The organism is Lysobacter sp. A421 (assembly GCF_054052145.1).
In genome coordinates this window covers 700,714-715,731 of the sequence record NZ_JBSVRL010000002.1, presented here as the reverse complement: position 1 = coordinate 715,731, position 15,018 = coordinate 700,714, and the positions used below count along the sequence as shown (strand labels likewise).

The following is a 15,018-nucleotide window of genomic DNA, read 5'->3' as shown; positions in this document are numbered from 1 at the left end:
CTGTGTGGGTTCATATGGTGTTTTTCTCGTCATCCCCGTTTTTCTCGTCATCCCCGCGAAGGCGGGGATCCATGGACTTTGATATTCGACAAGCACCTGACATCCATGCTGGCCTCGCTCGTCCCTGCGGGAATGATGGCAATGGTTCAAGATTCCTCAGCCGATCTGGTTGGTGAGGTCATACAGCGGGGTCAATACGGCCATCACCACCATGCCGACTACGCCGGCCAGCACCACGGTGACGATCGGCACCAAAGCCGCCAGCATCCGGTCCAGTGCCAGCGAGGTTTGATGTTCGAACGTCTCGGCGGTCTTGACCAGCATCGCATCAAGCTCGCCGGATTCCTCGCCGACCTGGATCATCTGCAGCGCCAGGCGGGGAAAGCGCTTGCCACGACCGAGCGCGGTCGACAGCGCGACGCCGCTCTTGACCTCCTCGCTGGCGGCGCTGACATCTGCGGCCAAAACCCGGTTGTCCATCACTTTCTGGGCGATGCCGAGCGCGCCCATCAATGGCACGCCATTGCGCACCAGCGTGCCCAGCGTACGCGCCAACCGCGCGGTCTCGACCTTGGCGACCAGCCCGCCAAAGAAACGGCGGCGCAATATCCAGCCGTCGAGCGCCTCGCGGAACACCGGATTGCGGCGCTTGCGGTCGATCCACAGCAGCAGCAACGCCGGCACCACGATCAGGAAAATCCACCAGTCGCGCACGAACAAGCCAACGCCCAGCACGATCCGGGTGAAGAACGGCAACTGCGCATCCAGGCTTTCGTACATCAGCGCGAACTGCGGCACCACGTAACCCAGCAGGAACAACAAGCTCAACCCGACCATCACCAGCAGGATGGCCGGATAGATCAACGCGTTGATCACCCGCCCCCGCATCGCCCGTGAGCGCTCCAGGTAATCGGCCAGCCGCGCCAGCGTTTCATCCAGGCTGCCACCGGCCTCACCGGCGCGGACCATGTTGACGTACAACCTCGAAAACGTGCCGTGCTGGCGCTCCAGTGCGGTCGACAACGACGTGCCACCACGCACCGCGTCACGCACGTCACTGACCACGCGCCTGGCCGCCTCATCCTCGGGCAACTCCAGCAGGATCGTCAGCGCGCGGTCCAGTGGTTGGCCCGCCCCCAGCAGCGTCGCCAGCTGCTGGGTGAACTGGACCAGCCGCTCACCGGCAAACGGGCTGGGTTGGAACAGCCCCTTCCAGAGCGACGCGCCGCCCCCCTCACTGGCCAGCCGCGCCTCGACCGGCAGATGCCCCTGCTCCTGCAGACGCGCAGCCACCTCGGCATTGCTGGCAGCCTCCATCTGGCCGTCCAGCATGTCGCCGCGCGCGTTGATCGCCTTGTAGGTGTAAAGGGGCATGGGTAAATGCGTTCTGCCTTGGCTCGTCATCCCCGCGAAGGCGGGGATCCATGGACGTTCGCCGCAGGTACCGCGCCGATGATGTCAGGCCACAGATCCCGCCACGAAGGGTTAAAGGAATCGATCAGACGAAGCTTCCATTCACGGTTCCACTTCTTGATGCGCTTCTCCCGCTGGATGGCCGATTCCATGACGTCATGCTGCTCGTACCAAACCAGTCGCGTAACGTCGTGTCGCGCGCTGAAACCTTCGACGACATGCTCGCGGTGCTGCCAGACACGCGTGACCAGATCGCTGGTCACGCCGATGTAGAGCGTTCCATTGCGACTGCTGGCGAGCAGGTAGACGCTGGGTTGTTTCTCCATTGCATTCCTTCCGTGGAATAAAAGCGACGTCCATGGATTCCCGCCTTCGCGGGAATGACGGTGGATGTTGATGTCGCAGGGTTCCCGCTTTCGCGGGAATGACGGAGTGTACTAAACGCCGGACGGGTTCCCGCCTTCGCGGGAATGACGGTCGAAACGGGGGTGACCATCTCACGCATCCTCGGTCACGCGCAGCACTTCCTCGATGGTGGTCAGGCCGGCCAGCGCCTTGATGATGCCGTCTTCGTACATGGTGCGCATGCCGGCGTCGCGGGCGATGCGCTCGATCTCGCCCATGCCGGCGTGGCGCATGACGGCACGGCGCAGGTCGTCGTTCAGGACCATGAATTCCATGATCGTGGAACGACCCTTGTAGCCTGTCGGTGCCAGCGGCGAGGCGACCGGGCGGTACAGGTGGATGTCGCCGTCGGGCTGGTAACGGCGCAGCGCGAACTTCTCGATCTGCTCCTGTGTAGCCGGATAACGCTCGGCGTGGGTCGGCTCCAGCTTGCGCACCAGCCGCTGGGCCAGGATGCCGTTGACGGTCGAGGTCAGCAGGTAATCCTCGACGCCCATGTCGAGCAGACGGGTGATGCCGCCGGCGGCGTTGTTGGTGTGCAGCGTGGACAACACCAGGTGACCGGTCAGCGCCGACTGGATCGCGATGCGCGCGGTCTCCAGGTCGCGCATCTCGCCGATCATGATGATGTCCGGATCCTGGCGCACGATCGAGCGCAACGCCTGCGAGAAATCCAGTCCGATCTGCGGCTTCGCCTGGATCTGGTTGATGCCCTCGATCTGGTACTCGACCGGGTCCTCGACGGTGATGATCTTGACGTCGGGCGTGTTGAGATTGCTCAACGCGGCGTACAGCGTGGTGGTCTTGCCCGAACCGGTCGGGCCGGTCACCAGCAGGATCCCGTGCGGCTGCTGCAGCACGTGCTGGAACTGCGGCAGGAACTCGTCGGTGAAACCCAGCTGGTGGAAATCCAACACCACCGACTCGCGGTCCAGCAGGCGCATCACCACGCTCTCGCCATGCGCGGTCGGCACCGTGCTGACACGCAGATCGAGTTCCTTGCCCTGCACCCGCAGCATGATCCGGCCGTCCTGCGGCAGCCGGCGCTCGGCAATGTTGAGCTTGGCCATGATCTTGATTCGGCTGATCACCGCCGCGGTCAGGTTGACCGGCGGGCTCTCGCCGTCGATCAGCACACCGTCGACGCGGTAACGCACCTTGAGCCGGTTCTCGAACGGCTCGATGTGGATATCGGAGGCGCGCAACTCGACCGCACGCTGGATGACGAGGTTGACCAGTCGGATCACCGGCGCCTCGGAGGCAAGGTCGCGCAGGTGCTCGACATCGTCGAGGTCGCTGCCTTCGCCTTCCGCGGTTTCGATGATCGCGCCCATCGCGCTGCGACCCTGGCCATGCCAGCGCTCGATCAACTCGTCTATTTCGGAACGCAAGGCGACGCTGGCGTGGACGTCGCGACCGGTTGCCAGTCGCACCGCATCGAGGGTGTACGGGTCCTGCGGGTCGGCGGCGAGAATCGCGACGCTGGTTTCGGTCTCGGCGACCGGACAGACCGCGAACTGCTTCATGAACTTGGTGGTGAGCAGCACGCCCTCGGGCGGCAGCTCCGGCATGGTCTTGGCGCTGACCAGCGGCAGGTCGAGCACCTCGGCCACGGTCTCGGCGTGGTCGCGTTCGGACACCAGTCCAAGCCGGGTCAGCAGCGCCAGCAGGCTGCCGCCGGTTTCCGCCTGCAGCCGACGCGCGCGGCCGAGGTCGGCTTCCTTGAGCCGGCCTTTCGCGAGCAGGGCGTCGACGATCGATTCGTCGACAGGGTTACTGCCGATACCGCGACCATCCGTGCCGCCCGCGAGTGTGTCTGCAACTGCGCTCACATCGCTCTCCGAATCCTTCAGCGGCTGACTTTAGCAGGTCGGTTGCGTGGTGATCGGCTCGTGGCCCAGTCGGTGTCCAGGGAATGGAACGTTACTGCCGGACAAGAAACGACAGGGAGCAAAAGCCCGGCGTCGGGCGGAAGCGGCGCCCTCGCGAGTCAGTCGACGCACACCCGTGCGTTGCGGAACATCCGCAGCCACGGGGAATCCTCGCCCCATTCGCGCGGGGCCCAGCTCAGGTTGGCGGTGCGCAGGGTGCGTTCGGGGTGCGGCATCAGGATGGTGGCGCGGCCGTCGGCGCTGGTGACGGCGGCGATCGCGTCCGCGGAGCCGTTCGGGTTGGCCGGGTACAGGCTGGAGGGGGAGCCGTCGGCGTCAACATAACGGGCCGCGGCGTGGGTTGCGGCGCGGTCGGACGGGTTGTCGAAGGCGGCGCGGCCCTCACCGTGGGACACCACCACCGGGATCCGTGATCCGGCCATGCCGCGCAGGAACAGCGACGGCGATTCGACCACTTCGAGCAGGCTCAGGCGGGCCTCGAACTGCTCGCTGCGATTGCGCAGGAAACTCGGCCAGTGCTCGGCGCCGGGGATGATCGGCTTGAGCTGGCTGAGCATCTGGCAGCCATTGCAGACGCCCAGGGTGAAGCTGTCGCCGCGGGCGAAGAATGCCGCGAACTGGTCGCGCAACGCACTGCGCTCCAGGATGCTGGTGGCCCAGCCGCGGCCCGCGCCGAGCACGTCGCCGTAGCTGAAGCCACCGCAGGCGGCAACGCCCTTGAAGCCGTCCAGCACGACGCGCCCGGCGATCAGGTCGCTCATGTGCACGTCGAACGCCTCGAAGCCGGCGCGGTCGAAGGCCGCCGCCATCTCGATCTGGCCGTTGACGCCCTGCTCGCGCAGGATCGCGACCTTCGGCCGAGTACCAAGGTTGAGATACGGCGCTGCGATGTCTTCCGCCGGGTCGAAACCCAGTTTGGGCATCAGTCCCGGCGCGTTGAAGTCGCGTGCGGCGCTGCGCTCCTGGTCGGCGCAATCGGGGTTGTCGCGCAGCTTCTGCATCGCGTGACTGGTCGACCACCAGGCATCGAACAACTCGTCCCAGCGCCATTCGACCAGGGTCCCGGCCTCCTCGCTGATCCGGATCACCGGGGCCGTGGTTGGCCGTGCAATGCGCTGGGCACAATCGATCAGGCCGTGGTGGGCGACCAGGTCGGCGAAATCCGCCCGGTCTTCGGCGGCGATCTGGACCACCGCGCCGAGCTCTTCATTGAACAGGGTCCGGAACGGATCCTCGCCCCAGCCATCCAGGTTGATCTCCAGGCCCAGGTGCGAGCAGAACGCCATCTCGCACAGCGTCGCGAACGCGCCACCGTCGGAACGGTCGTGGTAAGCCTGCAACAGATTGGCCTCGCGCGCCTCGCGGATCAGCTCGAAGAAGTCGCGCAGGCGCTTGGGCTCGTCCAGGTCCGGCACACCGGCATCGCGGCGACCGTCCTCGGACGGCTGTCCGGCAAACGCCGGCAACCGGCTTACCTGGGATCCCGCGCCATTGCCGTCGTTGCCAGCCACCGCCTCGGGGTGCACCTGGGCCAGCACCGAGCCGCCAAGACGCTGCTTGCCGGCGCCAAGACCGATCAGCCACAGCTCCGAATCTTCCTCGCGAGCAAGAAAGGGGGTCAATTGTTGGCGCACGTCGACCACCGGTGCGAACGCGGTGACGACCAGCGATACCGGCGAGACCGATTTTTGCGGCCCGCCCTTGTCGTGATCGCCATCCGCCTGCCACTGCGCCTGCATCGACAGCGAATCCTTGCCGACCGGAATGCTCAGCTCGATCTGCGGGCACAGTTCCAGGCCCACCGCGCGGACCGCGTCGAACAGCAATGCGTCCTCACCGTCGTGCCCGGCCGCCGCCATCCAGTTCGCCGACAGCTTGACCCGGTTGAGTGATTCCACCGGCGCCGCGCATAAATTGGTGATCGCCTCGCCGACCGCCATCCGTGCGGCCGCAGCCGAGTCCAGCAATGCCAGTGGCGCGCGCTCACCGATCGCCATCGCCTCACCGGTAAATCCGTCGAAACCGGCGAAGGTAATCGCGCAATCTGCCACCGGTACCTGCCAGGGCCCGACCATCTGATCGCGCGCAGTCAAGCCGCCGACACTGCGGTCGCCGATGGTGATCAGGAACTGTTTGGAAGCCACGGTCGGATGCGCCATCACCCGCAGCGCGGCGTCGCGCAGGTCCAGCCCGCTCCAGTCCAGCGCCGGCCACGGTGCGTCATCCGGCCGATGGGCGTCGCGCTGCATCTTCGGCGCCTTGCCGAACAGCAGGTCCATCGGCAAGTCGATCGGCCAATGATTGTTGGTGCCCTCATCCGCCCTTCGGGCACCTTCTCCCGTGAACGGGAGAAGGGAATCTGCTGCGGCTTCGCCGTAAACGGTTTCTATGGTCGCCCCATACCCCACTACCAACCGCTCCTCGGCGGTGGCATGACCGACCACGGCGAACGGGCAGCGCTCGCGCTCGCAGATCGCGGCGAACTCGGCTACGCGGTCGGCCGGCAGGCCGAGCACGTAACGCTCCTGCGACTCGTTGCACCACAGCTGCATCGGCGACAGCGAGGGGTCGTCGCTGGGCACCTTGCCCAGGTCGATCACCCCGCCCAGCTGCGAGTCGTGCAGCAATTCCGGGATCGCGTTGGACAGGCCGCCGGCCCCGACGTCGTGGGCGCTGTCGATCGGGTTGGCCGCGCCCAGCGCGACGCAATGGTCGATCACTTCCTGGCAGCGTCGTTCCATCTCCGGGTTGTCACGCTGGACGCTGGCAAAATCCAGCGCCTCGTGGCTGTCACCGGATGCCACCGAGCTGGCCGCGCCGCCGCCCAGGCCGATCAGCATCGACGGCCCGCCCAGCACGATGACCGCGTGGCCGGGTTTAAGGCCGAGCTTCTCGACCTGGTTGCGGTCGATCGCGCCCAGCCCGCCGGCCAGCATGATCGGCTTGTCGTAGGCGCGGGTCAGCTCGCCTTCGCCCAACTCGAACGTGCGGAAGTAGCCGACCAGGTTGGGCCGGCCGAACTCGTTGTTGAAAGCCGCCGCGCCGAGCGGGCCATCAAGCATGATCTCCAGTGCCGGCGCCATGCGCGGGTTCAGGGCGCGTTCGCCCTCCCACGGCTGCGGCAGGGTCGGGATGCGCAGGTGCGAAACCGAAAACCCGCACAACCCGGCCTTCGGTTTGCCACCGCGGCCGGTCGCGCCCTCGTCGCGGATCTCGCCGCCGTTGCCGGTGGAGGCGCCGGCAAACGGTGAGATCGCGGTCGGGTGGTTATGGGTCTCGACCTTGATGCAGAACGCCGACTCGACCGGCGCCTCGGCGCGATAGCCACCGGTCGCCGGGTCGGGCCGGAACCGTTGGCTGGTGTAGCCCGCCACCACCGCCGCGTTGTCGCTGTAGGCCGACAGCGTGTTCTCCGGCGTCTGCGCGTGGGTGTGCTTGATCATCTTGAACAGCGAGGTGGACTGCGCAACGCCGTCGATGATCCACGATGCGTTGAAGATCTTGTGTCGGCAATGCTCCGAGTTGGCTTGGGCGAACATCATCAGTTCGACGTCCGAGGGCGCACGACCCAGCGCGGTGTAACGCTCGCGCAGGTAGGCGATCTCGTCCTCGGCCAGGGCCAGGCCCAGGCGGTCGTTGGCCACTTCCAGCTGGTCCAGCGCGATGCGCTCAAGCTCGCCGCGCGCCGGGGTCACGAACAACGCGGCGGCGTGGTCGCGGGACTCCAGCAACGATTGCGTCATCGGGTCGTGCAGCGCCTTGGCCAACGCGCGCTGGACGGCCGCATCGGTGGGCCAGCCGGCAAAGTCGTAACGGGTCCCGTGCTCGACGCGCCGGACCGCCAGGTTGGCCCCGTGCAGCAGATCGGTGGCCTTGCTCGCCCAGGGCGACATCGTGCCCAGCCGGGGGGTGACATAACGCGAGACCGCGCCGTCGGCACGCGCGGCGGCGGCGGGTTCGGCCTGCAGTATCCGGCGCAGTGCGGCATCGTCGGGACTGGCACCGGGCTCGGGCTGGACCCAGTAGACCGGCCATGCATCGAGCAGGCGAATCCCGGGATGGAGGGTCTGGAGGCGGGCTTGCAGGCGTTCACGACGGAACGCGGACAGGGCGGAAGCGCCCTCAAGGACGATCATGTCCGGGAACCACAGGTCGGCGGGCCGGCTATTGTAAGCCAGACCCGGGCCAAAGCGCTCAGACGCCGCCGCTGGGCGCGTCTTTTGCGGCCAGTTTGTCCAGTGCCTCGCGCAGCGCCTTGGGCGGCACGTAGCCACCAAGCTGGGTGCCATCGGCGGCAATGATCATCGGCGTCCCGGTCAGGCCGACGCGCTGGCCGATGTTGTACTGCATGGTGACGGTGTTCTTGCAGTCCTTTTCGACGACACCACCGGTGGTCTTGGCCGTGGTCAGCGCCGCCTTGCGGTCGGCCGCGCACCACACCGAGACCATCTTCTCGAAGTCCTCGCTGCCGATCCCCATCCGCGGGAACGCCAGGTACTCCACGGCGATGCCCTGAGCGTTGTATTCCTTGATCTCGCTGTGCATCTTGCGGCAATAGCCGCATTCCACGTCGGTGAACACGGTGACGGTGTGCTTCGGGTTCGGCGGGGCGAACACGATCCGCTCACTGGCCGGGATGGTCGCCAGCAACTTGGTGCGCATGCTCCCCAGAGTGCTCTCGCTGAGGTTTTCCTGGGTCCGGGTATCCAGCAGCGCACCGCCGGCGCCGGCCAGGAACAGGTAGCGGCCATCGTCGCTGACATAGATGGCCTGGCCGCCGACCACCGCCTCGCGGAAGCCCGGCAGCGGCGCGGGACCGATATGTTCGATCTTCGCGCGGGGGTTGAGTCGCTCGATGGCCGCCACCGCGCGGGCCTCTGCGGTACCGGCAACCGGCTCCACCGTCGCCGCTGCGGCCGCGGCCGCGGCCGGCACAGAGCCGTCGCTGTCCGGGCCGGGCGTCTTCGCGCAGGCGGAAACGCTGATCGCGCCAAGCGCGGCGACAAGGAGGAGACGCTTCATGGACTGTCCTGGGTGCTGGGCGGCAAGGACACCGCCCCGGAGGGAATCCCGAATTGTGGCACGTCCGCCGCCCGACCCCTACCCGCGCGGGTGGTGTTTGGCATGCAGTTGCTTGAGCTGCTCACGGGCGACCAGGGTGTAGATCTGTGTGGTCGACAGCGAGCTGTGGCCGAGCAGCATCTGCAGTGCGCGCAGGTCGGCGCCGTGGTTCAGCAAGTGGGTCGCGAAGCTGTGACGCAATCCGTGCGGACTGATCCGTGCCGGGTCGATACCGGCGACGGCGGCGTAGCGCTTGACCAGCTGCCACAGTTGCTGGCGGGTCGGCGGCTGGCCGCTGTCGGCGATGAACAGCGGTGCCAGTACGCGCTTCCCCGCCAACTGCGACCGGGCGCCGGTGATGTAGCGCTCGACCCAGTACTGCGCCTCCTCCCCCAGCGGCACCAGACGCTCCTTGCTGCCCTTGCCGGTCACCCGCAACACGCCCTGGCGCAGATTGATCGCCGTGGAGGGCAGGTTGACCAGTTCGCTCGCCCGCAGGCCGCAGGCATACATCAACTCCAGCATCGCGCGGTCGCGCAGGCCCAGCGGGGTGTCGATGTCGGGTGCGCGCAGCAAGGCCTCGACCTGGCTCTCGGTCAGTGCCTTGGGCAACGGGCGTGGCAACCGGGGCGGATCCAGCAATGCCGTTGGATCGTCGGCGCGCTCGCCGTGACGTACCCGCCAGGCGTAGAACGCACGCAACGACGACAGCAACCGCGCGTTGCTGCGCGGTGAATACTGTTGCGCCGCACGCGCGGACAGGTAAGCAAAAAGGCCGCTCCGGTCAGCGCCGCCCAGACCACCATTGTTTCCGCCGCGCCAGCGGGCAAACCCCTCCAGGTCACGCCGATAGCTGGCCAGGGTCGACTGGGACAAGCCGTTCTCGGCCCAGACCGCATCCAGGAAAGCGGCGATCACCGCCGCGTCCGCGTCCGGCACCGGCGGCATGGCCATCGCATGTCGACGGCGATCGGAGGCGGTAGACGGGCTCATCCGCCCAGCTTAGCCGCAGCGCGAAGGCTTGCCCTAGACTTGCCGATCACCGCGTCACGCCTAACGCGTCATGCCCATCGCGTCATGCCTGCCCCATCTCGCCCGCCGAAACCGATCCGCCGCACGCCAATGACCCAGAACCCAACGGAACCCCGGCCCTCAACGCCGCACGCCACCGCAGCCCTGATCGGCTGGCGGCTGTTGTCATTGATGTACGACTTCTTCGCGGCGCTCGGATTGTGGCTGCTGGTGGCCGCGATCTTCGTCGCCGTGCACCGCGACGCCATCACCGGTGGCGTGTGGGGAGGGTTCGAGTTCGCGGCGCTGTGGAGCATCACCGCCGCCTATGCCATCGCCAGCTGGCGCTACGGCGGCCAGACCCTGGGCATGCGACCGTGGCGGCTGCGGGTGGTGGCAGCCGACGGCCGCAGCCCGGGTTGGCGCGCTTTGCTGGTCCGCTATGCGGTCGGCAACGTGTCGCTGCTATTGGGCGGGCTCGGTTTCTGGTGGGCCTGGATCGACCGCGACCGGCTGACCTGGCACGACCGCGCCAGCGGCACCCGGATGCGCCGCGAGCCCGGCCGGGCCCGCTGAATATCGCCGTCTGGCTGTGCAGACCCAAGTAAGGTCTGAACCATTGCCGTCATTCCGTTTTCGCTCGTCATTCCGCTTTCGCCCGTCATCCCCGCGAAGGCGGGGATCCATGGACGTTGCGTGCTTGAACATCAAAGTCCATGGCTTCCCGCCTTCGACCGAAGGAAGTCCAGTCGGACGCGGGAATGACGGCAATGGTTCAGACTTTCCCTAACCCGATCGCCGTTTGAACAGGTACATCGACACGCCGACCATGATTATCGTTGGCAACGCATACGCCAGTCGGAAGTCGAACTTGAACGCGCTCGCCATTTTCACGAACTGGGTCTGCAGCAACCAGAAGCCCAGCGCAAAGACGATGCCGATGAACAGCCGCTTGCCCATGCCGCCACTGCGCAGGCTGCCAAAGGCAAACGGAATCGCGGCCAGGCACAGCGCGAGCACGTTGATCGCATAGAACCAGCGGCCCCAGTAATTTTCCTCGTAGTCACGCGCATCCAGCCCGTTGCGGGCGCGGTACTGCATCGCGTCGCGCAATTCGCGGGTGCTCAGATAGCGTGGCCGGTCGATGTCCGCGCTCAATGCGGTGGCATCCAGCTGGGACTCCCAACGCTCCTGCGCGACCTGGGTCCGGGTAACCGAGTCGTCACCAAAGGTGGTTCGGGTCACGTCGCGCAACAGCCAGCCGCCCGGGCGGTGCTCGGCGACCTTGACCAGCGCGAGCGACTTCAGCCGGCCGTCGTCCTCGAACTCGTACAAGCGCACGTCATGCAGCTCCAGCCACTGGTCGCCGCCTTCATTGTGTTCCTCGCCACCTTCGGCATTGAGGATGACCGCGCCTTCGCGCGCCCACACCCCGGAATAGCGGGCGACGATCATGTTCTTGGACTTCGATGACGCCTTGAGCGCATCGGCGCTGCGCTGCCCCCAGGGCGCCAGGGTCTCGCCGTTGACCACCATCAGCAGCGTCAACAACGCCAGCGCGGCACCAACGGCGATGGTCATGCGTTGCCGGGACAAGCCAATCGCCCGCAACGCAGTCAACTCCGAGGTCGCCGCAAGTTGCCCCAGCGCCATCAGCGAGCCGATCACCGCGGCGGTCGGGAACAACGCGTAGGCGTGCCGCGGCACCGTGTACAGGATGTAGACCAGGGCCTCCATCGCACCGTAATTGCCCTCACCGACGCTGCCAAATTCCGAAACCAGCGCCAGCATCATGTCCAGCCCCAGCAACACCGCCCAGGTCAACAACACGCTGCCAATCACCACTCGCCCCAGGTACAGGTCGTGGATCTTCGGAAACGGCATCATGGGCCCGCCTCCTGCACCTTCGGCAGTCGACTACGGCGCATCCGGCCATCGTTGAAGTACAGCCATAGCGATCCGCCCAGCAGCGGCAACACCAGCCACCACAACCCCAGCGCGGGCGCGATCCGCCCGGTAACCAGCCAGTCCTCGCCCATCAGCACCAGGTTCATGCCGATCAGGTAGGCGAAAAAGCCCATCATCATCCCGCCATAGCGCGCCTGGCGCGGGGTGGTGCGTGCCAGCGGGATCGCCATCAGCGCGAACGCCAGCGTCAGCAGCGGCGGCGCCAACCGGACATGCAACTGCGCGTTGGCGGCACGACGCGGGTCGCCAAACAGCTCGGTGGTGGGAAGCACTTCCGGATCGTCCGGGTCGAAGCGCTGGCGGCCGGCCGGCAGCCGCACCTCGTTGCTGGCATAGCGCATCAACCGGTAGTCCAGCCCCGAGTCCATCGGCCCTTCCACCTGGAAGCCATCGTCCAGGGTCAGGTAGCGCTCGCCACTGTCGTCCACGCTCAGCGCGCCGCTGTTGGAGGTAGTGACATCCAGCCGACCTTCCGATTGGCGGTAGATGAAGATCCTCCGGAACTGGCTGCCATCACTGGACATAGCACCCACGTAGACGACCCCCCCGCCGCCGGGAATTTCGGTGAAGCTGCCCGGCTCCAGCCCGGAGATCACCAGGTTGCGGTTGGCGTCGTTGATCATCTGGCGCGAGATACGCTCGGCCATCGGCCCCAGCCACAAAGAACACAACGCGACCACCAGCACCACCGGCAACACCAGCGTCAGCACTGGCCGCAGCAGCTGCCTGGGACCAATGCCCATGGCGGCGATCACCGGCATTTCCGAGTCGCGGTACAGCCGGCCGACGCCGATCATGATGCCCAGCATCAACGCCAGCGGCAGGATCAGCGGCAACCAGTTGAGCAACACCAGGCCGAGTTGGGCCAGCATCAGCCCGGCCGGCAGCCGGCCCGAGGCAATGTCCTTGAGTACGTCGGTGATCACCCCACCAACGCTGACGATCAGCAGCACCACCAGGGCGGCGAAGGTCGATTGGGCAAGTTCGCTCAGCAGGTAACGGTCGAGCTTGGACATCGGCGGCCTATGGTTGCGTTCTTTTTATAAAGACAGGGGCTTGCTTTAGACTCGATGGTTCATTCACACGGTTCACGCCGGCCGCGCCACGCGCGATCCGGCCGCCATTGTCGCCCGGATCGACCGTTTTCGCCGCCCGGGCGCCGCGAATCATCCTTTCACTTCCCTTGGAATCTGTTGCATGGCCCTCGAATTTGACCTGAACCACGATGCTCCCGCCGCTGCCCAGGTGGACTGCATCGTCGTCGGCGCGTTTTCCGACAACTCCCTGACCATCGCCGGCAGCGCCTTGGACCAAGCCTCCAGTGGACGGCTGCAAGCATTGCTGGCACGCGGTGATATCAGTGGCAAGACCGGCAAGACCGCGTTGCTGCACGACGTTCCCGGCGTGAGCGCCCCGCGGGTGCTGGTGATCGGCTTGGGCGAGGCCGGCAAGTTTGGCGTGCCGCAGTACCTCAAGGCCGTCGCCGATACCGCCAATGCACTCAAGACCGGCCCGGTTAGCCATGCCTTGTTCACCTTGACCGACGCCCCGGTGACCGGTCGCGACAGCACCTGGGCCGTCCGCCAGGCCGCGATCGCCGCCGATCACGCCTGCTACCGCTATTCCGCGACGCTGGGCGACAAGAACAAGGCCAAGGCCGGCGAGCCGGGACTGCGCAAACTGTCCATCCATGCGCCCACCGGCCAGAGTGACGCCGGGCACCAACTTGCCGTCGCCCAGGGCCAGGCCATCGCCGCCGGCGTCGCCTTCGCGCGCGAGCTCGGCAACCTGCCGCCGAACGTCTGCAACCCGGCCTACCTGGCGCAGCAGGCGCAGGAGTTCGCCGGCCGCTTCGACACCACCAGTTGCGAAGTGCTCGACGTCGCCGCGATGGAGAAACTCGGCATGGGCTCGCTGCTCGCGGTCGGCCGCGGCTCGGCCAACCCGCCCAAGCTCATCGCGCTGAAGTACGACGGCGGCGGCAGCGATGACAAGCCCTATGTGCTGGTCGGCAAGGGCATCACCTTCGACACCGGCGGCATCAACCTCAAGACCCAGGGCGGGATCGAGGAGATGAAGTTCGACATGTGCGGCGGCGCCACGGTGATGGGTACCTTCGTCGCCGCGGTCGGCATGCAGTTGCCGGTCAACCTGGTGGTGATCGTGCCGGCGGTGGAGAACATGCCCGACGCCGACGCCTACCGCCCGTCCGACGTGCTGACCAGCATGTCCGGCAAGACGATTGAAGTCGGCAACACCGATGCCGAGGGCCGGCTGATCCTGTGCGACGCGCTGACCTATGCGCAGAAGTACGAACCAGCGGCACTGGTCGATGTCGCCACCCTGACCGGCGCCTGCATGGTCGCGCTGGGCAAGTACGCGTCCGGCCTGATGAGCAAGGACGACGACCTCGCCAACGAGCTGCTGGCCGCCGGCGAAAACGTGTTCGACCGCGCCTGGCGCCTGCCGCTGTGGGACGAGTACCAGGGCATGCTCGACTCGACCTACGCCGACGTCTACAACATCGGTGGCCGCTGGGCCGGCGCGATCACCGCCGGCTGCTTCCTGTCGCGCTTCACCGAAGGCCAGCGCTGGGCGCACCTGGACATCGCCGGTAGCGGCAGCGACGACGGCAAGCGCGGCATGGCCACCGGCCGCCCGGTCGGCTTGCTGAGCCAGTGGCTGCTCGACCAGGCCGCCAAGTAGACCGACTGCCGTGCGCGCCGACTTCTACCTGATCGCCAAGCCGCGGTTCCGCCAGGAGCCGCTGCTGCTGGTCTGCGAGCTGGCCCGCAAGGCCAGCGACGCCGGCCTGGCAACGCTGGTGCTGGCCCGCGACACCGCCCAGGCCGAGCTGCTCGACGACCTGCTGTGGTCCTTCGATCCCGACGCCTTCATCCCGCACCAGATCGTGGGTGCGGACGATGACGAGGACGCCCTTGATGAAGCCGACGAAGAGGTGGCCGTGTTGATCGCCACCCCGGAGCACGATGTCGCGTTGCGACCGTTGGTCATCAACCTGCGCGATGGCGCCGTGGAGGGCGAGTTCGAGCGGGTACTGGAAGTGGTACCCGCCGACGATTCGGCCCGCGGCCCGCTGCGCGAGCGCTGGAAACAGTACAAGTCGCGCGGCCTCGACGTGAATGCACACAACATGTAGCGCTACACCGTCACCCCCCTACACCGTCACCCCCCTACACCGTCACCCCCCTGCACCGTCACCCCCCTGCACCGTCATCTCCCTACACCGTCATCCCGCCTACACCGT

General features: G+C 66.7%; 11 protein-coding genes. 3 read left to right on the top strand and 8 right to left on the bottom strand.

What is annotated here, in order from left to right; genetic code table 11:
- Window positions 1–156: 156 nt before the first annotated feature.
- The 6 genes from xpsF to xerD form a co-directional block, all read right to left on the bottom strand.
- Window positions 157–1,374, bottom strand: a complete 1,218-nt coding sequence (gene xpsF, locus ACW7G6_RS08665) for a type II secretion system protein XpsF (RefSeq protein ID WP_456998043.1) — start codon at window positions 1,372–1,374, stop codon at window positions 157–159.
- Window positions 1,375–1,400: 26 nt separating this feature from the next.
- Window positions 1,401–1,739 (bottom strand): GIY-YIG nuclease family protein, encoded by a 339-nt coding sequence (locus tag ACW7G6_RS08660; protein WP_456998042.1) that lies wholly within the window; start codon window positions 1,737–1,739, stop codon window positions 1,401–1,403.
- Window positions 1,740–1,910: 171 nt separating this feature from the next.
- A complete protein-coding gene (gene gspE / locus ACW7G6_RS08655; protein WP_456998147.1) occupies window positions 1,911–3,602 on the bottom strand; it encodes a type II secretion system ATPase GspE in 1,692 nt (563 codons plus the stop codon).
- 206 nt (window positions 3,603–3,808) lie between these two features.
- Window positions 3,809–7,846 carry a phosphoribosylformylglycinamidine synthase gene (gene purL / locus ACW7G6_RS08650; protein WP_456998041.1) on the bottom strand — a complete coding sequence of 1,346 codons (4,038 nt, stop codon included), beginning with the start codon at window positions 7,844–7,846 and terminating at the stop codon, window positions 3,809–3,811.
- 58 nt (window positions 7,847–7,904) lie between these two features.
- Complete coding sequence (locus ACW7G6_RS08645; RefSeq protein WP_456998040.1) at window positions 7,905–8,732, bottom strand: DsbC family protein; 828 nt, start codon at window positions 8,730–8,732, stop codon at window positions 7,905–7,907.
- 78 nt (window positions 8,733–8,810) lie between these two features.
- Window positions 8,811–9,764, bottom strand: a complete 954-nt coding sequence (xerD, locus tag ACW7G6_RS08640) for a site-specific tyrosine recombinase XerD (RefSeq protein WP_456998039.1) — start codon at window positions 9,762–9,764, stop codon at window positions 8,811–8,813.
- A gap of 129 nt (window positions 9,765–9,893) precedes the next feature.
- Between xerD and ACW7G6_RS08635 the strand changes: the two genes are divergently transcribed.
- Window positions 9,894–10,358 carry an RDD family protein gene (locus ACW7G6_RS08635; RefSeq protein WP_456998038.1) on the top strand — a complete coding sequence of 155 codons (465 nt, stop codon included), beginning with the start codon at window positions 9,894–9,896 and terminating at the stop codon, window positions 10,356–10,358.
- Between the two features lie 210 nt (window positions 10,359–10,568).
- Here ACW7G6_RS08635 and lptG read toward each other — a convergent pair whose 3' ends face one another.
- A complete protein-coding gene (gene lptG, locus ACW7G6_RS08630; RefSeq protein WP_456978291.1) occupies window positions 10,569–11,669 on the bottom strand; it encodes an LPS export ABC transporter permease LptG in 1,101 nt (366 codons plus the stop codon).
- Window positions 11,666–12,766, bottom strand: a complete 1,101-nt coding sequence (gene lptF, locus ACW7G6_RS08625; RefSeq protein WP_456978290.1) for an LPS export ABC transporter permease LptF — start codon at window positions 12,764–12,766, stop codon at window positions 11,666–11,668. The genes lptG and lptF overlap by 4 nt, the downstream gene beginning before the upstream one ends.
- Before the next feature lie 181 nt (window positions 12,767–12,947).
- Here lptF and ACW7G6_RS08620 point away from each other — a divergent pair, with 181 nt between their 5' ends.
- Both ACW7G6_RS08620 and ACW7G6_RS08615 read left to right on the top strand, forming a co-directional pair.
- On the top strand, window positions 12,948–14,456 hold the full coding sequence (locus ACW7G6_RS08620) for a leucyl aminopeptidase (RefSeq protein ID WP_456998037.1): 1,509 nt from the start codon (window positions 12,948–12,950) through the stop codon (window positions 14,454–14,456).
- 10 nt (window positions 14,457–14,466) lie between these two features.
- A complete protein-coding gene (locus tag ACW7G6_RS08615; RefSeq protein WP_456998036.1) occupies window positions 14,467–14,910 on the top strand; it encodes a DNA polymerase III subunit chi in 444 nt (147 codons plus the stop codon).
- The last annotated feature ends 108 nt before the right edge of the window (window positions 14,911–15,018 follow it).